Raw genomic sequence first — 22136 nt, 5'->3', positions numbered from 1 at the left:
AGAGACTATCATGACAAAAAAGGTAGCGGTGTTACCTGGAGACGGAGTTGGGAAAGAAGTTACAAAAGGTGCAATCGACGTCTTAAACGCCATCGGTCAACGCTTTAACCATCAGTTTGAATTTAGCTATGGGTTAATCGGAGGAGCTGCTATTGATACAGAAGGAGTACCACTTCCAGAAAGTACAGTAGCGGTTTGTAAAGAAGCGGATGCAGTATTGCTTGGGGCTGTAGGTGGTCCTAAGTGGGATGCCGTTCCTACACAGCTCCGTCCAGAGCGAGGCTTATTAGCAATTCGTAAAGAACTGGACCTTTATGCTAACTTGCGTCCAGTTACTTATTATGATAGTTTAGCAGATTCTTCTCCTTTGAAAAAAGAATATATTCAAGACGTTGATTTTATTATCGTACGTGAGCTAACAGGCGGCTTATATTTTGGAAAACCAAGTGAACGCCGCACAAATGGGAGTGAAGAAGTCGTTGTAGATACGCTCTATTACAAGCGTGAAGAAATTGAGCGTATCATTCGCCAAGCATTTGAAACAGCAAAAGTTCGTCGTCAAAAGGTTACGTCTGTTGACAAAGCGAACGTATTGGAGTCAAGTCGTTTATGGCGTGAGATTGCTGAAGAAGTATCAAAAGATTATCCCGAAATTGAGCTTGAACATATGCTAGTGGATTCAGCAGCGATGCAGCTTATTCGTAATCCAAAGCACTTTGACGTAGTCGTTACTGAGAACATGTTCGGAGATATTTTAAGTGATGAAGCTTCGATGCTGGCTGGATCTTTAGGGATGTTACCATCTGCTAGTTTGACGTTAAACGGACCTTCTCTTTATGAACCTGTTCATGGCTCTGCACCAGATATTGCAGGCCAAAATAAAGCTAATCCAATCGCAGCCATTTTATCAGCAGCGATGATGTTAAGACATTCATTTGGTCTTGAAGAAGAAGCGAAAGCAGTGGAACAAGCGGTAGAACACGTATTAAATGCTGGTCATCGTACAGCAGATTTAGCGAACGGCTCACATTATTTGTCAACTGAAAAAATGGTAGAAGCAATTGTTGATACGATTGCTGACGATTCTGCAATTGTTAACATTATGACAGCTTATAGTTAATCATGCGTTTCTCACCTTTATGTGAGAAACGTTTTTCATAACTGGAAAGGAGGAGCAAGATGAAAGCAAAGAACATTATTGAGAAACTATGGGAACAACATGTAGTACGCCAAGAAGAGGGGAAGCCGGATTTATTATACATTGATCTTCATCTTATTCACGAAGTAACGTCACCTCAAGCATTTGAAGGCTTACGTGTTGCTGGGCGAAAAGTAAGGCAACCCAATTTGACGTTTGCAACGATGGATCACAACATTCCGACCGTTGACCGCTTCAACATCAAAGATCCAATTGCAAAAAAACAAGTTGATACGTTATCTGCAAACTGCGCTGAGTTCGACGTGAGGCTGTTAGACTTAACGAATGAAGAACAAGGAATCGTTCATATTATTGGACCGGAATTAGGTTTAACGCAGCCTGGTAAGACAATTGTATGTGGGGATAGTCATACATCTACCCACGGAGCGTTTGGTGCATTAGCATTTGGTATTGGTACGAGTGAAGTTGAGCACGTATTAGCTACTCAAACGCTTTGGCAAGCCAAGCCAAGAACGATTCAAGTAAAAGTGGATGGCCAAAAGAAGCCTGGTGTATTCGCAAAAGATATCGTACTAGCGATTATTCAGAAGTTTGGTGTGAACTTTGGAACAGGTTCTATCATCGAATTTACGGGAGATTGCATTAAGCAGCTTTCAATGGAAGAGCGGATGACCATTTGTAACATGTCCATCGAAGCAGGAGCAAAAGCAGGCTTAATCAGCCCTGATGAAGTAACTTTTTCTTATATTAAAGGAAGAGAATATGCACCAAAAGGTGAAAAGTTCACTGAAGCAGTTGAAAAGTGGAAAGCGTTAGCTTCGGATGAAGGCGCAGAATATGATCAAACGCTAGAAATTGATGCAAATGAAATCGAGCCTGTTGTGACATGGGGAACAAATCCTGCGATGAGTTCGTACATTAGTAAAACAGTTCCTACATTTGAATCATGTAACACGGATTCAGAACGCAAATCATTGGAAAGAGCGCTAGACTACATGGGGTTAACTCCGGGTATGGCAATTGAAGATATTCCAATTCAACACGTATTTATTGGTTCCTGTACGAACGCTCGCTTATCGGATCTACGTGATGCAGCTTCTTTTATAAAAGGAAAGAAAGTATCACCGAATGTGCGAGCAATGGTTGTACCAGGTTCTCAGAAAATTAAACGTATTGCTGAAGAAGAAGGGATTGCAAAAACGTTTGTTGAAGCTGGATTTGAATGGCGTGATTCAGGATGTAGCATGTGTTTAGGGATGAACTCGGATTTAGTTCCTCAAGGGGAACATTGTGCTTCCACGTCAAACCGTAACTTTGAAGGACGTCAAGGTAAAGGGGCACGAACTCACCTTGTTAGTCCAGTGATGGCGGCGGCAGCAGCAGTATATGGTCACTTTGTAGACGTTCGTAAATTACAAGAAGAAGCTGTGAGATAAGGAGAGGTAACATGAATGCATTTACAGTTGAAACAGGGAAAGTAGCCGGGATGGACCGCTCTAATGTCGATACAGATCAAATTATTCCAAAGCAATTTTTAAAGCGCATTGAGCGTACTGGTTTTGGAAAATATTTATTTTTTGATTGGCGATACAATGAAGATGGAGTAACGCCAAATCCTAGCTTTGAGCTAAATGCGCCTGAAAATGAAGGAGCAACAATCTTAGTTGCAAATGAAAACTTCGGATGTGGTTCTTCACGTGAGCATGCACCGTGGGCATTGTTAGATTACGGCTTTAGAGCCATTGTGGCGCCATCTTTTGCAGATATCTTTAAACAAAATTGTCTAAAAAATGGAATTCTACCAATTGCATTACCAGTTGAAGATGTTGAGTATCTATTGAAGGAATCAAAAGCAGCTGATTATAACTGCACGATCGATTTACATCAGCAAACAATTTCAGACGAAGCTGGATTCAAACGAACGTTTGACATTAATAGCCATTGGAAATATATGCTTGTAAATGGGTTTGATGAAATTGGCTATACGTTATCGTTTGCTTCTGACATTGATCAGTATGAAAACAATACCGTTCGTTATTGAAAAAAGCTGGGCAAAGTTACCTCTTTGCTCGGCTCTTTTTTGCGTTCTATTAGACAACTTGCTAAACTGTATAGCAAAGAAATGTGAAGTGAGGAGAGAATATGACCGAGAAAAAGCGAGATAATGTAATTGCGTTTCCTCATTTGCAAGAGCGTTTAGTAGAAAAAGCGAAAGAATATCTACAGAATAAACGCTTTAATGAGGCTCTGCATTTATTTAAGCAAGCATACGAAATAGGCCAAGAGCACCGAGACGTATTGTTCGGGCTAGCTGTATGTTATTTAGAACTAGGAGAGGTTGAAACAGCTAAAACGCTTTGTAAAAAGATGTTGCATGAAGACATAGGACATTACTATGATAATCTACAAATGCTTTTAATGATTCTTATCCAGCTTGGTGAGTATAAAGAAGGCTATGAAACCTTGCAGGCTGTTATAGAAGAACATGATGTACCCGCTGAGGATCAAGAGCAAATTAATCAGCTCTTAGCGTTTTGCTTATCGAGAATGAATCAAGAAAAGGACATAGAAGGACAAACAGAGCAGGAGCAGCTTACGCGTTTAAAAGATTTCTTAAATGAGACGGTCGTTTCAAATCAGATTGATCATTTACACACGCTCCCTCTTCATCGAATGAATCAGTATAGCTTCTTCTTACAAGAGCTATTCACAAATGAATCCGTTCATCCCATTGTGAAAACCGAGGCTCTTAAAATATTAATGAAGGAACAGGTTAACCATGACTTTCATATCAACAAATTTCAGCGTGAAAAAAAAATTAATCCGCTCACTTTACAGCAAATAATACCATCTCCGTTAGCCATTCATGTTGAGAAATCCCTGAGGGAAAAGTTGGAACACGAAAATCTCACTATGCTCCAAGCAAGCTTAGAGATTTGGAATCGTTATTTATATGTTTTATTTCCATTCAGTCCGGTTAATGAACATGTAGGTATCTGGGTGGAGGCGTTATACGCACTCGCAACTGAATTATATGGTGAAGAGGTTGACGCTGAGCAAATCGCACTGATGCATAACTTCTCTGCTGAGGATTTGAAACAAGCTATTAAACACCTAAAGGAAATTGAAGAAATTTCTTTGATATAAAATGAGGTGTTTTGTTGAAACGTCATTGTTGTATGTTATAATATAATGGTTGTAAAATGCACTTAAACAAGTATAGTAGAATTTCATCTTTACATCACGTTCCTACTTACTTTAAAGTAATAGGGAGTTCGATAGATAATGAAGGAAACATTGATCTCATTATCAGAGTGAAAATCACTACTTAAAATGATTTTGGAGGGAAATATACATGTCTGCAAAATGGGAAAAACAAGAAGGTAATCAAGGCGTTTTAACAGTAGAAGTTGAAGCTGCTGAATTCGATAAAGCCTTAGATAAAGCATTCACAAAAGTTGTTAAACAAGTAAACGTACCAGGTTTCCGTAAAGGGAAAATGCCACGTCCACTATTTGAAAAACGCTTTGGTGTAGAATCTTTATACCAAGATGCACTAGATATCTTATTACCAGAAGCTTACAGCAATGCTGTTGCTGAAGCTGGTATCGAGCCAGTAGATCGTCCGGAAATCGATGTTGAAACAATCGAAAAAGGACAAGACTTAGTTTTCACTGCTAAAGTAACAGTTAAGCCTGAAGTGAAATTAGGCGAATACAAAAACTTAGAAGTTGAAAAATTAGACACAACAGTAACTGACGAAGACGTTGAAGCTGAATTAAAATCTCTTCAAGAGCGTCAAGCTGAGCTAGTAGTAAAAGAAGAAGGCGCTATTGCTGAAGGCGATACTGCTGTAATCGACTTTGAAGGATTCGTTGATGGAGAAGCATTCGAAGGCGGAAAAGGTGAGAACTATTCATTAGAAATTGGTTCTAACACATTTATCCCAGGCTTTGAAGAGCAATTAGTAGGTTTAGAAGTTGGCGCTGAAAAAGACGTTGAAGTAACGTTCCCAGAAGAGTACCATGCTGAAGAGCTTGCTGGTAAAAAAGCAACTTTCAAAGTGAAAGTACACGAAATCAAAGCAAAAGAATTACCAGCATTAGACGATGAATTTGCTAAAGATGTAGACGAAGAAGTAGAAACTTTAGAAGCATTAAAAGCGAAAACAAAAGAAAACTTACAAACTGCAAAAACAAACGAAGCTGAATCAGCTCTACGTGATGCATTAGTAGAAAAAGCTGCTGAAAATGCAGAAGTAGAAATTCCAGAAGCAATGTATGCAACTGAAATGGATCGTATGATGCAAGAATTCGAGCAACGTTTACAAATGCAAGGTTTAAACCTTGAGCTATACTTCCAGTTCTCTGGTCAAGATGAAAAAGCTTTACGTGACCAAATGCGTCCAGACGCTGAAAAACGCGTGAAGATTAACTTAACGTTAGAAGCTATTTCTCAAGCTGAAAATCTTGAAGTAACTGACGAAGAAGTAGAAAAAGAATTAGAGAGCATGGCAGGAATGTACAACATGCCTGTCGAAGAAATTAAGAAAGTGCTTGGCAGTCTTGAAACAGTTAAAGCTGACATGAAGATTCGCAAAGCTATAGAATTTCTTGTAGAAAACAGCAAAGCTGTAGCATAATAATAGTAAAGAACAAGGCGCGACTTGATCGTGCCTTGTTTTATAACCTTCAAAAGTTTTTTCATACCATAACGACACGCCAGCACGCTGTTTTGTTCAATTGTCAAAAATCCGTAGTTATGAAATTGGCTTAATAAGCTGACAATACATAATAGCCAATCGATGCTTTTCGCTCATCAAGTGTTTATACATAAAACGTTTTAGTATCTATTCCGAAAAATGTATGATAAAATGCAATACAAATCTTTTCATACATGGGAAACTCGGTATGATAAAAGATCATGCTTTTACTAAGAAGAGGAAGAGCAGTTGGCAAATAACTCGGATTAAGTGAGCTTCCAGCACTTTAGTCATTACTATAAGGGGTGAAAATTATGTTTAAATTTAACGATGAAAAAGGGCAACTAAAATGTTCGTTTTGTGGTAAAACACAAGAACAAGTTCGTAAATTAGTTGCTGGTCCAGGTGTTTACATATGTGATGAATGTATCGAGCTTTGCACTGAGATTGTTGAAGAAGAGCTTGGAACAGAAGAAGAAGTAGAATTTAAAGATGTGCCAAAGCCAAAAGAAATCTGTGAAATTCTAGATGAGTATGTAATTGGCCAAGATGAAGCGAAAAAATCTTTGGCTGTAGCTGTTTATAATCATTATAAACGCATTAACTCAAACAGTAAGATTGATGACGTTGAATTAGCTAAAAGTAACATTTCTTTAATTGGTCCAACAGGTAGTGGTAAAACATTACTTGCTCAAACGTTAGCTCGTATTTTAAATGTGCCGTTTGCTATTGCTGATGCAACGTCGCTAACAGAAGCTGGTTACGTTGGTGAGGATGTTGAGAACATCTTATTGAAGTTAATTCAAGCCGCTGATTATGATGTAGAAAAAGCAGAAAAAGGCATTATCTATATCGATGAAATTGATAAGGTAGCAAGAAAGTCTGAAAACCCATCAATTACGCGTGACGTATCTGGTGAAGGTGTTCAGCAAGCATTGCTTAAAATTCTTGAAGGCACTGTAGCAAGCGTTCCTCCACAAGGTGGACGTAAGCATCCGCATCAAGAATTCATTCAAATTGACACAACAAATATCTTATTCATTTGTGGTGGAGCATTTGATGGTATTGAACCAATTATCAAGCGTCGTTTAGGTAAGAAAGTAATTGGGTTCGGTTCAGAAACAAAACAAGCAGATCTTAACGATAAAGAGTTATTATCAAAAGTTCTGCCAGAAGACTTATTAAAGTTTGGCTTAATTCCTGAGTTTATCGGTCGTCTACCTGTTACGGCTAGTCTTGTACCGTTAGATGAAGGAGCGCTTGTTGAGATTTTAACAAAGCCAAAAAATGCGCTAGTAAAACAATATCAAAAGCTTCTTGAGCTAGATAATGTTGAGCTAGAGTTTGAAGATGAAGCACTTGTTGAAATTGCTCGTAAAGCAATTGAACGTAAAACAGGTGCACGTGGTCTACGTTCAATCATTGAAGGTATTATGCTAGAAGTGATGTATGATTTACCGTCTCGTGAAGACATTGTTAAATGTATTATCACTGGAGAAACGGTTCGTGATCAAGTAGCACCTAAGTTTATTTTAGAAGATGGTTCAACGGTTGAACAAGGAAGTAAAACATCTGCTTAATAAATAAGAAGACAGAGCGTTAGTTTTTAACGTTCTGTCTTTTTTTATTTTATGAAGAATTTTATGCTAAATTTGTTTATTCCACCTGTTGCAAGGAGATAATAACAAATAATTATCTTAACAATTGTTGCAGGAGGTTACTTATGAATTGGACGAATATTGCCTTAATGGTTCAGCTATTCTTTGGTATCATTATTGGCTTGTACTTTTGGAATTTATTGCGCAATCAGCGCACACAAAAAGTATCAATTGATCGGGAATCAAAAAAAGAAATGGATCAATTGCGAAAGATGCGTGCCATTTCACTAACTGAACCATTAGCAGAAAGAGTTAGACCGTCAAGTTTTCATGATATTGTGGGACAAGAAGACGGCATTCGTGCTTTAAAAGCCGCGCTATGTGGCCCAAATCCACAGCACGTTATCGTATATGGACCTCCAGGCGTAGGGAAAACGGCAGCAGCTCGTCTTGTACTAGAAGAAGCAAAAAAAAATCAAAAGTCTCCTTTCAAAAAAGGATCAGTATTTGTAGAACTTGATGCGACGACAGCTCGTTTTGATGAACGAGGGATTGCTGATCCTCTTATCGGATCTGTACATGACCCTATCTATCAAGGAGCGGGGGCTATGGGACAAGCTGGAATTCCTCAGCCAAAGCAAGGTGCTGTAACGGATGCTCACGGAGGAATTTTATTCATTGATGAAATTGGTGAACTACACCCTATTCAAATGAACAAATTACTAAAGGTATTAGAAGACAGAAAAGTATTTATGGAAAGTGCGTATTATAGCGAAGAAAATGCACAAATTCCGACTCATATTCACGATATTTTTCAAAATGGACTCCCTGCTGATTTTCGTTTAATTGGGGCAACAACGAGAACACCGAGTGAAATTCCGCCAGCCATTCGCTCACGCTGTGTTGAAGTGTTTTTTCGCGAGCTTGATCAAGATGAAATCATTAGCGTTGCGAAAAAAGCCGCTCAAAAAGTACAAATGGAAGTAACAGATAAAGGGCTGTCTATGTTGTCTACATATGCTCGCAATGGGCGAGAAACAGTTAATATGATGCAAATTGCAGCTGGATTGGCAATTTCAGAAGATCGTAAAGACATAAAGAATGAAGATATTGAATGGATTATTCATTCAAGTCAGCTAACTCCACGTCACGAGCCGAAGATTCCAGAACAAGAACAAGTAGGATTAATTAATGGATTAGCTGTATATGGACCTAATTCAGGTGCGTTATTAGAAATTGAAGTAAAAGCAATGAAAGCAAAAGAAAAAGGAAATATTACCATTACGGGGATAGTAGAAGAAGAAAACATCAATGGGCAAGGAAAATCCGTACGAAGAAAAAGTATGGCCAGAAGTTCAATTGAAAATGTCATTACTGTGCTGCGCTCCATGGCTGTGCCTGCCGATGAATATGATATTCATGTGAACTTTCCAGGAGGAGTGCCAATTGATGGACCTTCCGCAGGAATTGCGATGGCAACAGGCATTTATTCTGCTATCTATGAAGTGCCGATCAAACATACAGTTGCAATGACTGGAGAGATTGGACTGCATGGAAATGTTAAGCCAATCGGGGGCGTCATTCCTAAAATTAAAGCGGCAAAGCAGGCAGGGGTAACTCATGTAATCGTTCCGAAGGATAATATGAATGGAATGGTGGAACAGATTCGAGGAATTGACATTTTACCAGTGACTCAACTAGCAGATGTTTTAAAATATGCACTCTTACCAATACAAGATCACGTTGCTCACCTATCAAAAGAAGCCGGGGTGCCAAAGCGCGAATTCATGTAATATTAGCGACATTTAGTTGGAAAATTTTTTCATATGAATATCATCTGCCTTTTTCGCGTATAAAATCTTTATACACGCTTTACGAAAAAGGCTTTTTCTATGTGAAAAAGATATTTACTTCGCTTTGCATTGCAAAGACTTCACATGGTACAATTAATAATTACTATTATTAGACATGCCAAGTTAAATAGGATAAAATTGAATCAGAATTTATCCCTTACATACTATGGAATAAACGGGCATTGGAGGTGTTCATTGAATGACGAAAAATGAAACAATTCGCATTCCACTTTTACCTTTACGTGGGTTGATTGTCTATCCAACTATGGTATTGCATTTAGATGTTGGAAGAGATAAATCCGTGCAGGCTTTAGAAAAAGCAATGATGGACGACCACTTGGTGTGCTTAGTTTCTCAAAAGGAAATGGGCATCGATGAACCAGCGGTTGATGACTTATATAAAATGGGTACTTTAGCAAAGATTAAGCAAATGTTAAAGTTGCCAAATGGCACGATGAGAGTATTAGTTGAAGGGTTAAACCGTATTGAAGTCAAGGAAATAATTGAAGAAGATTGCTTCCTGGCTGATGTAATGAAATACAATGAAGAACATGAAACAGATGTGGAAGACAAAGCGCTAATGCGCACGCTTTTAGATTACTTTGAACAATACATAAAGCTATCTAAAAAGGTATCCGTTGAGACGTTTTCAACCGTAACAGACATTGAGGAACCGGGACGGTTAGCCGATATTATTGCTTCGCATTTGCCGATTAAAATTCAATTGAAGCAAGAAGTTCTTGAAACTGAAGATGTAAAAGAGCGCTTGAACATGCTCATTTCTTACATTCAAGATGAACAAGAAGTGCTACAACTTGAAAAGAAAATTGGACAACGTGTGAAAAAGTCGATGGAGCGTACTCAAAAAGAATACTATCTTCGTGAGCAAATGAAGGCTATTCAAAAAGAGCTAGGCGATAAAGAGGGTAAAGGCGGAGAAGTTGCTACACTTCGAGAAAAGATTGAAGAAAGTGGTATGCCTGAGCGCGTGATGATGACTGCGTTAAAAGAACTAGATCGCTATGAAAAAATTCCCGCTACTTCTGCAGAAAGCTCAGTTATTCGTAACTATATCGATTGGCTACTTGCTTTGCCATGGACAAAGGAAACTGAAGATCGTTTAGATATTCACCGTGCAGATAAAATTCTAAATGAAGAGCACTACGGTCTTGAAAAAGTAAAAGAGCGTGTGCTCGAATACTTAGCTGTTCAGAAATTAACGAACTCATTAAAGGGACCAATTCTTTGTTTAGCTGGACCTCCAGGAGTAGGTAAAACGTCTCTAGCACGTTCTATTGCGACGGCGTTAAATCGGAATTTTGTCCGCGTATCGCTCGGTGGCGTGCGTGATGAATCTGAAATTCGAGGCCATCGCCGTACGTATGTAGGCGCGATGCCTGGACGTATTATTCAAGGAATGAAAAAAGCTGGTACAGTCAACCCTGTCTTTTTATTAGATGAGATTGATAAAATGTCTAATGACTTCCGTGGAGACCCATCTTCTGCTATGCTTGAAGTCTTGGATCCGGAGCAAAACCATAATTTTAGCGATCACTATATTGAAGAAACGTATGATTTATCAAAAGTGATGTTTGTAGCTACTGCTAATAATTTAGCGACGATTCCAGGACCTTTACGCGACAGAATGGAAATCATTAATATTGCTGGCTATACAGAGCTTGAAAAACTTGAAATTGCTAAGCGTCATCTAGCAGTGAGACAGTTAGAAAACCATGGTCTGAAAAAAGCTGACCTTCAAATTCGAGAAGATGCTCTAGTAGCAATCATTCGTCTTTATACGAGAGAAGCGGGCGTTCGTAACCTCGAGCGTGAAATTGCATCTATTTGTCGTAAAGCTGCTCGCATTATCGTATCTGGAGATAAAAAGCGCGTAGTCGTAACTGAAAAGAACTTAGAAGAATTTTTAGGAAAAGCAAGGTTTCGCTATGGGCAAGCTGAATCTGAAAACCAAGTTGGTGTTGCAACAGGGTTAGCTTACACAACTGTGGGAGGAGATACGCTTGCAATTGAAGTTAGTCTATCTCCTGGAAAAGGTCGCCTTGTACTAACAGGGAAACTTGGTGATGTGATGAAAGAGTCTGCTCAAGCAGCTTTTAGTTACATTCGTTCAAAAGCGGAAGAGCTAGGAATTGATGAAAAGTTCCATGAGAAATATGACATTCATATTCATGTGCCAGAAGGAGCAGTACCAAAAGATGGACCTTCGGCAGGAATTACAATTGCAACAGCTTTAACTTCAGCTTTAACAGGTAGACCGGTAAGAAGAGAGGTAGGAATGACGGGTGAGATTACGCTTAGAGGTCGCGTCTTACCAATCGGTGGATTAAAAGAAAAATCATTAAGTGCACATCGCGCTGGACTTACAAAAATCTTAATCCCTCAAGACAACGAGCGTGATATTGAAGATATTCCAGATAGTGTACAAGAACAGTTGGACATCGTACTTGTATCTCATTTAGATCAAGTATTGGAACATGCATTAGTAGGAGAGGTAAAATGAAAGTAACCCAAGCGGAAATTGTTATCAGCGCAGTAAAGCCTGATCAATATCCAAAAGAAAACTTGCCAGAATTTGCTTTGGCTGGTCGATCAAATGTAGGAAAATCATCATTTATTAATAAAATGCTTAACCGTAAAAACTTAGCACGTACATCGTCAAAGCCTGGAAAAACACAAACGTTAAATTTTTATTTAATCAATGAAATGATGCATTTTGTTGATGTTCCAGGCTACGGGTTTGCTAAAGTGTCTAAGACAGAGCGTGAAGCATGGGGCAAGATGATTGAAACATATTTAACGGATCGCGATCAGCTAAAAGCGGTGTTATTAATTATTGATTTACGTCACGCGCCGTCTAAAGATGATGTCATGATGTACAATTTCTTAAAGCATTACGAAATTCCTGTAATGGTTATTGCCACAAAAGCGGATAAAATTCCGAAAGGTAAATGGCAAAAGCACTTAAAAGTTGTACGTGATACGTTAGAGCTAGAAGCCGAAGATGAACTCATTCTATTTTCATCTGAAACTGGTCAAGGAAAAGATCAATCGTGGAGATCACTTCAATACCGCATGAATAATTAACAAAAAAAGGTTGAAACGAAAAGCGCTCGCTTTTCGTTTCAACCTTTTTTACATATATTACTTACGTTTGAAAAATAATAAATATAAGCCAATGAGTAGGAATAGAATAGGCCAAAAGGTAGCTAGGTAATTCACACCGTTTTCAACCGCTGGGGCAAACTGATTTAAATTATTTGAAAACATCATAAACAGCGCAATGAGTAATAAAAGAATACCTTGAAATAGGCCGGTTTTACTCTTTTTCGCACTCAGTAAAAAGCTCAGTGCAATCATTAAAATGACCATGCTAGTATGTTGAGGCCAGAACGGCAGCCAGTCACTTACATAAAAATGACCGCCTAATGTAATTAATATGTAGCTTGCTAGTACGTTAGAATAGTCTTGCGAAATGCGACATTGTGCCCCAAGCGCAACTCCGACTAAAACGAGCAGGAGAGGCCAGGTGTATAAGTGTTCTGCGATTTTTAAGTTAAGCTCGTCTACTAGAAAAAAGATTCCAAATCCAACTAATAAAACTCCGAAAAAAATTGACTGTTTCTTCATCGTAACCTCCTGGTGTGATTAAACAGGAAAAGTGATAAATCACTGCTTTTTTGATACAATTTGTTATGGATAATCGTTAATATCTTAACACATGTTTTCAAAGACTGTTCACATTTTTTTTAAGAACGAGTAGGGAAACATGTTATAATAGAGATAGATAAAAGGACAGTAATTTAATTTTTTATTGAAGGGGGTATGTACAAGTGCATATTATAGCAGTCGGCTTAAATTATCGAACAGCCCCTGTTGAAATAAGGGAAAAGCTTAGCTTTAAAGAACAAGAGTTAGGCTCTGCAATGAAAGCTTTAAGTAGTCAAAAGAGTATCTTAGAAAACATTATTGTGTCAACATGTAATCGTACGGAGATCTATGCAGTAGTGGATCAGTTACACACAGGGCGTTACTATGTAAAAGCCTTTTTGGCAGAGTGGTTTGAACTAGATAAAGACGAGTTTTCACCTTTTTTAACAATTGCTGAAAACGATGGTGCTATTGAGCATTTGTATCGAGTAAGCTGTGGGTTAGACTCAATGGTTGTAGGTGAAACACAGATTCTTGGACAGGTACGTTCAAGCTTTTTACTTGCTCAACAAAATCAAACAATTGGAACGGTATTTAATCAATTGTTTAAGCAAGCTATTACACTAGCCAAGCGTGCGCACAGCGAGACAGAGATTGGAGCCAATGCTGTTTCAGTGAGTTACGCTGCGGTTGAGTTAGCGAAAAAAATTTTTGGTGATCTGTCATCGAAGCATGTGCTTATTCTAGGTGCAGGTAAAATGGGCGAGCTTGCTTTGCAGAACTTATACGGCAGCGGTGCTCAAAAAGTAACGGTTGTAAATCGTACATTCGAAAAAGCAGAAGAACTTGCTAAGCGCTTTTCTGGTCAAGCGAAACAGCTAAACGAACTTCAATGTGCGTTAATTGAAGCTGATATTTTAATTAGCTCTACGGGAGCTAGTACGTTTGTCGTATCAAAAGATATGATGAAGCAAGTAGAGCGCATGCGCAAAGGACGACCTCTTTTTATGGTTGATATCGCGGTTCCGCGTGATTTGGATCCTGCACTTGCAGAGCTTGATAGCGTCTTTTTATATGATATTGATGACTTACAAGGGATTGTGGATGCGAATTTACAAGAACGCAAAAAGGCTGCTGAAACAATCGAGTTAATGATTGAAGCTGAAATTGTTGATTTTAAAATGTGGCTAGGTCGTCTTGGGGTTGTGCCTGTTATTTCAGCTCTTCGTGAGAAAGCACTAACTATTCAGGCTGATACGATGGCTAGTATTAATCGCAAGCTTCCGAATTTGTCTGAGCGTGAACGAAAAGTGCTGAACAAACATACGAAAAGCATCATAAATCAATTGCTGCGAGATCCGATTTTACATGCAAAAGAATTGGCTGGAGAGCAGCATGCTGAAGAGTCGTTAGAATTGTTCATGAAGATTTTTAATATTGAACAAGAAGTGGAAGCTCAAAAGCAAAAAGAATCTCATCATGAGCTACCCGTAACTCCTCAACAAGTAGCTTACCAGTCGTAAGTGAGGCTTTGATATGGTTGATATCTCATTGACCAGAATTTATGAATTAATTGTAATTTTATACGCGGTCAGTGTTTTGCTTTATTTCATTGACTTTGTACAGCATAACCGGAAGGCAAATAAAGTAGCCTTCTGGTTACTTTCTATTGTGTGGTTTTTACAAACAATCTTTTTGTTTTTACGAATGTGGGAAACCAGTAGAGTCCCAATCTTAACAATTTCAGAGGGCCTGTACTTCTATGCGTGGGTGCTCATTACGCTATCGTTAGTCATCAATCGTTTATTTAGAGTTGATTTTGTCGTGTTCTTTACGAATGCGATTGGCTTTTTAATCATGGCGATTCATACGTTTGCACCAATGGAAACACAAACGTCGGTTGAAGCAGAACGATTGGTATCGGAACTTTTAATTTTTCACATCACAATGGCTATTTTATCTTATGGAGCTTTTTCCATTTCTTTTGTTTTCTCAGCTTTGTACCTTGTACAGTATGATTTGCTGAAAAAGAAAAAATGGAACAAGCGACTGATGCGCATTGAGGATTTAACGAAGCTGGATTATCTGTCTTACGTACTGATCTTAATTGGTGTACCTCTATTGTTGCTTTCCTTGATGCTTGGGTTAATATGGGCGTATATTAAAGTAGTCGATTTTCACTGGTATGATACAAAGGTATTAGGTTCGTTCTTTATGCTCCTTGCATATAGCGCTTACTTGTATGTGCGTTTGAGAAGAGGAATTCAAGGTCGGGCAATAGCTATTTGGAACATCGCATTATTTTTAATTTTATTGATTAACTTTTTCTTATTTGGAAGTTTGTCAAACTTTCATTTTTGGGAGTCGTAAAACTAGGAGGACAACATGCGGAAAATTATTGTCGGCTCACGCCGAAGCAAGCTAGCATTAACACAGACAAAATGGGTTATCGAACAGTTGAAACAACAAGGTCTTCCTTTTGAGTTTGAGATTAAAGAAATTGTCACAAAAGGAGATAAAATCTTAGATGTAACGCTTTCTAAGGTAGGCGGAAAAGGCTTATTTGTAAAAGAAATTGAACAAGCAATATTGTCAAAAGAAATTGATATGGCCGTTCACAGCATGAAGGATATGCCGGCTGTTTTACCTGAAGGGTTAACAATTGGATGCATTCCGCTGCGTGAAGACCACAGAGATGTGCTCATTTCAAAGACCGGAAAAACGTTTGAAGAGCTACCAAGTGGAGCTGTCATTGGAACGAGTAGCCTACGACGTGGTGCACAGCTTCTTGCAAAGCGTTCAGACATTGAAATTAAATGGATTCGAGGCAATATCGATACACGTTTAAACAAACTACAAACAGAAGAATATGACGCAATAATTCTAGCTGCAGCTGGTCTATCACGAATGGGTTGGTCTAAAGACACTGTGACGCAGTATTTAAACCCTAGCTTAAGTGTTCCAGCGGTTGGTCAAGGAGCTTTAGCGATTGAATGTCGTTCAGATGACAAGGAGCTACTTGAACTTCTACATATGCTAAACGATGAGGACACAAGCTTAGCAGTTCAAGCAGAGCGCGTGTTTCTAAAGCGCATGGAAGGCGGCTGTCAAGTTCCGATTGCAGGCTATGCTCACGTAGTAGAGAATAGGCATGTACAATTAACAGCGCTTGTTGCTTCTCCAGATGGTCAACAAATTTATCAAGAAACGCTTGCTGGTGCAAACCCCGTAGAAATTGGAGAGGAAGCTGCACGTCGTTTAACTGCCAACGGAGCTAAAGAATTAATTGATCGTGTAAAAGAGGAGCTGGACAGTTAATGAGTCAACAGGCTCCTCTTTTTTTAAAACGAGTGTTGATTACGCGCCAAGCGGAGCAAGCCAAAAGCTTTACTGCTGCAATACAAGCTGTAGGTGGTATTCCTTTAACGGTGCCTGTTTTATCTTTTGTACCAGCAGCTAATCGTACGTACATACAGAGAGTGCTTGAACAGCTTCATACATATCAGTGGATTATCTTTACAAGTCAAAATGGAGTCGAGTTTTTCTTTCAGTGGCTTAATCTATTAAATATAAACAGTGGTTTAGCTAAATCCTGTAAGATCGCTGTTGTTGGAAAAAAAACAGGTGAAGCACTCAAAAAACGTGGGATAAAGCCAGACGTAACTCCTGAAGAGTACATAGCAGAGTCACTGCTAGAAGCACTCATGAAGGAGGCTAAACCTCATGAAAAAGTCCTTGTTGTTAGAGGGAATCTAGCACGTCCTATTCTTTTACAAGGACTTGATGAAAAAGGGTATAGCGTGACGGACCTGGTGATGTATGAAACGGTTCAAAATAAAGCATCCAGGACTGAGCTTCAGCACGCGGTTGAGAAAGCGGATATCATTACGTTTACAAGCTCATCTACCGTTAACTTCTTTGTTGATATGATGGATTCAAAACAAGATTGGCTATCGGTTATAAACGAAAAAGTGGTCGTGTGTATAGGACCTATTACCGCTCAAACTGCTGCCAAATATGAAATTGAGCACATCGTTCCAGAAGAGTATACAATTAATGGTATGATAGAGAAAATGGTAGATTATTTTAAAGGTAACAATTAAGGAGGATTTTCTCATGACATTATTACAATTCAATCGTCATCGTCGTCTAAGACGTTCAGATAGCATGCGTGCACTTGTTCGCGAAACGCACTTACAGCCGGAAGACTTTATTTATCCAATCTTTGTAATTGAAGGAGAAAATAAGCGCAATGCAGTTCAATCCATGCCAGGCGTAGATCAAGTATCGCTTGATTTATTAAGTAGAGAAATGCAGGAGCTTGTCGATTTGGGAATTCAGTCCGTTATTGTTTTTGGCGTGCCAGCTGAAAAAGATGCTGTTGGTTCGCAAGCTTATCATGATCATGGAATCGTTCAAAAAGCAATTCGTCAAATTAAAGAAGAGTTCCCTGAACTTGTCGTTATTGCAGACACTTGCTTATGTCAATATACCGATCATGGACATTGTGGCATTATTGAAGAAGGAAAAATCTTAAATGACCCAACGCTTGATTTGCTAGCAAGAACAGCGGTTAGTCAAGCAAGAGCTGGCGCTGATATCATTGCACCTTCTAACATGATGGATGGGTTCGTAGCGGCTATTCGTCATGGTTTAGACGAAGCTGGTTTCGAAGATATTCCTATTATGTCTTACGCTGTAAAATATGCGTCAGCTTTCTACGGTCCTTTCCGTGATGCAGCACATTCTTCTCCGCAATTTGGAGATCGTAAAACGTACCAAATGGACCCAGCCAATCGCTTAGAAGCTCTTCGTGAAGCGGATTCTGACGTAGCCGAAGGTGCAGACTTCTTAATTGTAAAACCAGCGCTTTCTTACTTAGATATTATGCGTGATGTAAAAAATAACTTTAACCTACCTGTCGTGGCTTATAACGTAAGTGGAGAATACTCCATGATTAAAGCAGCTGCACAAAATGGATGGGTAAATGAAAAAGAGATTGTGCTAGAAAAGCTTACAAGTATGAAGCGTGCTGGAGCAGATTTAATCATTACGTATCATGCGAAAGATGCTGTTCGCTGGCTAAAAGACAACTAAAAGGAGTGTTTGTTCGATGAGAAGTTATGAAAAATCAAAAGCAGCCTTTCTTCAAGCAAAGCAACTAATGCCGGGCGGAGTAAATAGCCCAGTTCGTGCTTTTAAATCTGTAGATATGGATCCTATCTTTATGGAACGTGGAAAAGGAGCGAAAATCTACGATATTGATGGAAATGAATATGTAGATTACGTCCTATCTTGGGGGCCATTAATTCATGGTCACTCAAATGATCGTGTGGTAGAAGCAATTAAGAAAGTAACTGAGTCTGGAACAAGCTTTGGTGCTCCAACTTTAATTGAGAACGAATTAGCTAAAGTAGTAATCTCACGTGTACCTTCAATTGAAATTGTTCGTATGGTGAGTTCTGGAACGGAAGCAACGATGAGTGCTCTTCGCTTAGCTCGTGGCTATACGAATCGAAATAAAATCTTAAAATTTGAAGGATGCTATCACGGGCACGGCGATTCATTGTTAATTAAAGCTGGTTCGGGTGTTGCAACACTGGGTTTACCAGATAGCCCTGGTGTACCAGAAGGAATTGCTAAAAATACGATTACGGTTCCTTATAATGATTTAAAAAGCGTAAAGTATGCGTTTGAGCAGTTTGGTGAAGATATTGCGGGTGTTATTGTTGAGCCAGTAGCTGGTAATATGGGAGTAGTACCACCTCAGCTTGGATTTTTAGAAGGGCTTCGTGAAATTACATCTGACTATGGCTCACTGTTAATTTTTGATGAAGTGATGACAGGCTTCCGAGTAGCGTATAACTGTGCGCAAGGTTACTATAACGTAACGCCTGATTTAACTTGCTTAGGAAAAGTAATTGGTGGTGGCCTTCCGGTTGGTGCTTACGGTGGTAAAGCGGAGATTATGGAGCGAGTAGCACCGAGTGGTCCAATTTACCAAGCGGGTACGCTTTCTGGAAACCCACTTGCCATGACGGCAGGTTATGAGACGCTAACGCAGTTAACGCCACAGTCGTATGATGAATTTTCTAGAAAAGCAGATCGCCTTGAAGAAGGTCTAAAAGCAGCCGCGGCAAAATATGAAGTGCCTCATACAATTAATCGAGCTGGCTCTATGATTGGCTTGTTCTTCACAAACGAAGACGTAATTAACTATGAGACAGCGAAAACATCAAATCTTGAATACTTTAGCAAGTACTATCGTGAAATGGCGAATGAAGGAGTCTTTTTACCACCTTCTCAATTTGAAGGTATGTTTTTATCGACTTCTCATGCGGATGCAGATATTGAATTTACAATCCAAGCTGCTGAAAAAGCCTTTGCTAAACTTCGTTCATAATCCAAAGAGCTTACGTGATAAACGTAAGCTTTTTTGCTTTTAAAGACATATTTTATTTTTCACTTTCATACATCTTTAATGACAACGCTATTTTGTAAGGTGTTGGAAGGGGGAGAGCAATTTGTCGCAGGATAATTTATCGGGTCTGCGTTTTTCAGTAGAAGAATCAGTATGGTTTCAAAAGGGACAGGAAGTGTCTCAGCTTTTATCAATCTCCTTAGAGCCTCAGGTCGCAATCCAAGAATATGATCAATATGTCTCCATTCGTGGAGCTTTATTGCTAACAGGTGAATATGAAACGTTAGAAGAGGAAGCACACTCTTTGCGCGAATATACAAACGAAAAGCACGTTGAATCAGTGCTTGTTAGAGAAGATGGTACAGCTGAACTATCACATGCCTTCCCTGTTGACATTACGATTCCTAAAAATCGTATTCAGAATATGGAAGATGTTTATGTATCAATTGATTTATTTGATTATGAGTTACCAGAATCGGATTGCCTACAGCTAATGGCGGATTTATCGATTACGGGTCTTTACGGTGAACAGCAAAGTCACGTAAGAGAAGAGGAAAAAGGTTGGGCAGAAATTGAAGAACCAGAAGCAAAACATGAAGAAGAGCTTGAAGCTTCTTACCGCAACACTGCTGTTGAAGAAGTAGAAGAAAAAGAACTTGAAGTTCCTTACCGTAATACTTCTGTTGAAGAAGAAGCAAAACATGAAGAAGAGCTTGAAGCTTCTTACCGCAACACTGCTGTTGAAGAAGTAGAAGAAGAAAAAGAACTTGAAGTTCCTTACCGTAATACTTCTGTTGAAGAAGAAGCAAAACATGAAGAAGAGCTTGAAGCTTCTTATCGTAACGCTTCTGTTGAGGAAGAAATGGACGTAAAGGAAGTTGAAAAAGAAGCCGAGGTGCAGAACTATTTTTCGTCCGTTTTCCGTAAAGAAGAACCAAAAGAAACGTTAGTAAAGTACGAAGAAGATGTGTATGAACCGTTTGAAGTAGAAGTGAAAAAAGAAGAAGCGGAAGAAGAACGCGAAGATAATGTAATTGAGCTGTTTCAAGCACGTGAAGATGCGTCCAGTTGGGGCGAAGAAGAAACGGAGATAGCACATTATGAAGAAAAAGAGCAGGAAGAAAATGAAATTGTAGTAGAGTTTCGAAAGGAAGAGGAATCGGCTTCAAACCGTGCGGAAAATGCGCTGTATTTAACAAAGCTATTTTCTCGTGAGGAAGAGAAACAAGCGACATGGCGCTTATGCATTGTCCAAAGTGGAGACTCGCTTGATACGATTGCTGAACGCTATGATACAAACGTACAGAGTCTTTTAAGAGTAAATGATTTAGAAGACGAGCAAGAGTTAGAAGAAGGAAGCATCCTAAACATTCCTGTTAAGTAAAATAGCAATAGAAAACAGTTTTGACTTCTGCTACGTCTTAACTGTTTTCTTTGTGTATAAATGAATGTTTAATGCATAGAAAGTAACAAGGAGGTGTGAGTATGAACTATCAGGAACCTGTTAATTATCATGAACTCCTAAAGCAGTATCAGCTTGAAATTGATTTTATCGAAGACTACGGGAAGGTAAAGAAAGTCTATACCAAAAGCGGAGTCTATGCCTTAAAAGAAGTAGAGGAAGCTGAAATTAGAAGTCATGATTTTATTAGAAGTCTTCAAAATCTTCAGCATAAAGGATGGATGGGGTTTGTCCCTATTTATCAATCCAGGCAAGGTTCGCCTGTGGTAACCCACCAAAACAAAGGTTATTATTTGATGCCTTGGCTTCCTAATACACCTTCTGACGAACGGGATGTAAGATATCATAAATTATTTCAAGAGTTAGCAAAGCTTCATGGTACTTCTTCAAAAGAAGTTGAAGTTAAAAAGAAAGATATTGAAACGCACTATACGGGATTAAAAACAACGTGGGAAGACCGTCAAAAAGAGCTTGAAGAGTATGTAATGGAATGTGAAAAAAAGGTGTATATGTCCCCTTTTGAACTTCATTTTTGTACCGTGTATTATGAAATGATGCGGGCTATGGAATTTGGGTTTAGTCGGTTAGATGAATGGAACACCGAAATGGAAGAAAAAGAAAAAATCCGACTTGTGACGATTCATGGAAAGCTGTCGGCAAAGCATTTTTTATACGATGAACGCGGGAATGGCTTTTTTATTAATTTAGAGCAAGCGCGTGAGGCTTCACCGATTCATGATCTTGTCTCATTTTATTTGCGAACGCTACGCACATATCCATTAACGAGCTTAGATAGCTATGAATGGTTCGCAACATACGAGAAGCATTTTGCACTGAGAGAAGAGGAACGTTTACTTTTGCATTCATATCTTGCTTTTCCAGAACCTTTATATCAGTGCATCATGCAGTATCGTCACCAGCGGTATAAAACTGAGCTTGAACATATGCAATCGTTGATTCGAGCATACTGGCTAACAAAAAATATTGAACAGGTCAATATTAAAATCTTTGAAGTAGATCAACAGAAAAAAATAGCAGCAGAAGCGGCTGCTAATGAGACTGAGACATAAGTAGTTCAGTCCTTACTATACCTGAACGATTGAGAGTTCATCACTTTTAATCGTTCAGGTTTTTTGGTTGATTGTGAAAACAATGTTGGAAACAGGGTGGAATGGAGCGTAGGACACTCGACTCCTGCGGAAAGCGAGTGACCGTAGCGCAATGGAACGAACGTGTTGAGACAAACTAAAGAGATGGGAACAGCTAGTGTTC

18 protein-coding genes are annotated in these 22136 nt (G+C 39.0%); 17 read left to right on the top strand and 1 reads right to left on the bottom strand.

Translation table 11 applies throughout. The features are described 5' to 3' along the window. The first annotated feature begins 10 nt into the window (after nucleotides 1-10). From leuB to yihA, 9 genes are all read left to right on the top strand, one after another. The gene (gene leuB / locus MKZ18_RS17925) at nucleotides 11-1120 is read left to right on the top strand and encodes a 3-isopropylmalate dehydrogenase (protein WP_025908567.1); all 1110 of its coding nucleotides are present in this window, start codon (nucleotides 11-13) and stop codon (nucleotides 1118-1120) included. Nucleotides 1121-1179: 59 nt separating this feature from the next. Continuing rightward, entirely contained in the window at nucleotides 1180-2595 is a 1416-nt protein-coding gene (gene leuC, locus MKZ18_RS17920) for a 3-isopropylmalate dehydratase large subunit (RefSeq protein WP_061785017.1), read from the top strand. A gap of 11 nt (nucleotides 2596-2606) precedes the next feature. After that, nucleotides 2607-3200, top strand: a complete 594-nt coding sequence (gene leuD, locus MKZ18_RS17915) for a 3-isopropylmalate dehydratase small subunit (protein ID WP_025908565.1) — start codon at nucleotides 2607-2609, stop codon at nucleotides 3198-3200. Nucleotides 3201-3301: 101 nt separating this feature from the next. Then, complete coding sequence (locus MKZ18_RS17910; RefSeq protein WP_144593829.1) at nucleotides 3302-4306, top strand: tetratricopeptide repeat protein; 1005 nt, start codon at nucleotides 3302-3304, stop codon at nucleotides 4304-4306. A 208-nt stretch (nucleotides 4307-4514) separates the two neighbouring features. After that, nucleotides 4515-5801, top strand: a complete 1287-nt coding sequence (tig, locus tag MKZ18_RS17905; protein WP_025908563.1) for a trigger factor — start codon at nucleotides 4515-4517, stop codon at nucleotides 5799-5801. A 374-nt stretch (nucleotides 5802-6175) separates the two neighbouring features. Next, the gene (gene clpX, locus MKZ18_RS17900) at nucleotides 6176-7441 is read left to right on the top strand and encodes an ATP-dependent protease ATP-binding subunit ClpX (protein ID WP_025908562.1); all 1266 of its coding nucleotides are present in this window, start codon (nucleotides 6176-6178) and stop codon (nucleotides 7439-7441) included. 143 nt (nucleotides 7442-7584) lie between these two features. Then, nucleotides 7585-9252, top strand: a complete 1668-nt coding sequence (gene lonB / locus MKZ18_RS17895; protein WP_025908561.1) for an ATP-dependent protease LonB — start codon at nucleotides 7585-7587, stop codon at nucleotides 9250-9252. 259 nt (nucleotides 9253-9511) lie between these two features. Continuing rightward, nucleotides 9512-11833, top strand: a complete 2322-nt coding sequence (lon, locus tag MKZ18_RS17890; protein ID WP_144593830.1) for an endopeptidase La — start codon at nucleotides 9512-9514, stop codon at nucleotides 11831-11833. Further along, nucleotides 11830-12417, top strand: coding sequence for a ribosome biogenesis GTP-binding protein YihA/YsxC (gene yihA / locus MKZ18_RS17885; RefSeq protein ID WP_025908559.1), 588 nt, complete (start codon nucleotides 11830-11832; stop codon nucleotides 12415-12417). The genes lon and yihA overlap by 4 nt, the downstream gene beginning before the upstream one ends. 57 nt (nucleotides 12418-12474) lie before the next feature. Here the strand turns inward: yihA and MKZ18_RS17880 are convergent, their stop codons facing one another. Next, the gene (locus tag MKZ18_RS17880; RefSeq protein ID WP_025908558.1) at nucleotides 12475-12960 is read right to left on the bottom strand and encodes a LiaF transmembrane domain-containing protein; all 486 of its coding nucleotides are present in this window, start codon (nucleotides 12958-12960) and stop codon (nucleotides 12475-12477) included. 203 nt (nucleotides 12961-13163) lie between these two features. Here MKZ18_RS17880 and hemA point away from each other — a divergent pair, with 203 nt between their 5' ends. The 8 genes from hemA to ysxE all read left to right on the top strand — a co-directional run bounded on the left by hemA (nucleotide 13164) and on the right by ysxE (nucleotide 21934). Continuing rightward, nucleotides 13164-14504, top strand: coding sequence for a glutamyl-tRNA reductase (gene hemA / locus MKZ18_RS17875; protein WP_025908557.1), 1341 nt, complete (start codon nucleotides 13164-13166; stop codon nucleotides 14502-14504). Between the two features lie 13 nt (nucleotides 14505-14517). After that, a complete protein-coding gene (locus tag MKZ18_RS17870; RefSeq protein ID WP_025908556.1) occupies nucleotides 14518-15351 on the top strand; it encodes a cytochrome C assembly family protein in 834 nt (277 codons plus the stop codon). Between the two features lie 15 nt (nucleotides 15352-15366). After that, the gene (gene hemC / locus MKZ18_RS17865) at nucleotides 15367-16299 is read left to right on the top strand and encodes a hydroxymethylbilane synthase (RefSeq protein WP_025908555.1); all 933 of its coding nucleotides are present in this window, start codon (nucleotides 15367-15369) and stop codon (nucleotides 16297-16299) included. After that, the gene (locus MKZ18_RS17860; RefSeq protein ID WP_061785021.1) at nucleotides 16299-17084 is read left to right on the top strand and encodes a uroporphyrinogen-III synthase; all 786 of its coding nucleotides are present in this window, start codon (nucleotides 16299-16301) and stop codon (nucleotides 17082-17084) included. The genes hemC and MKZ18_RS17860 overlap by 1 nt, the downstream gene beginning before the upstream one ends. A 13-nt stretch (nucleotides 17085-17097) precedes the next feature. Beyond that, nucleotides 17098-18078 carry a porphobilinogen synthase gene (gene hemB, locus MKZ18_RS17855; protein ID WP_062686611.1) on the top strand — a complete coding sequence of 327 codons (981 nt, stop codon included), beginning with the start codon at nucleotides 17098-17100 and terminating at the stop codon, nucleotides 18076-18078. 16 nt (nucleotides 18079-18094) lie between these two features. Continuing rightward, nucleotides 18095-19384, top strand: a complete 1290-nt coding sequence (gene hemL, locus MKZ18_RS17850; protein ID WP_144593831.1) for a glutamate-1-semialdehyde 2,1-aminomutase — start codon at nucleotides 18095-18097, stop codon at nucleotides 19382-19384. A gap of 121 nt (nucleotides 19385-19505) precedes the next feature. Next, nucleotides 19506-20786, top strand: coding sequence for a stage VI sporulation protein D (gene spoVID / locus MKZ18_RS17845; RefSeq protein ID WP_340842132.1), 1281 nt, complete (start codon nucleotides 19506-19508; stop codon nucleotides 20784-20786). Between the two features lie 101 nt (nucleotides 20787-20887). Beyond that, nucleotides 20888-21934 (top strand): spore coat protein YsxE, encoded by a 1047-nt coding sequence (ysxE, locus tag MKZ18_RS17840; RefSeq protein ID WP_078989223.1) that lies wholly within the window; start codon nucleotides 20888-20890, stop codon nucleotides 21932-21934. Nucleotides 21935-22136: the final 202 nt, after the last annotated feature.

Source organism: Priestia sp. FSL W8-0001, from assembly GCF_038050335.1.
Taxonomy (GTDB): domain Bacteria; phylum Bacillota; class Bacilli; order Bacillales; family Bacillaceae_H; genus Priestia; species Priestia flexa.
Note: the sequence above shows the minus strand (reverse complement) of the source record. Positions and strands in the feature narration are given on the sequence as shown.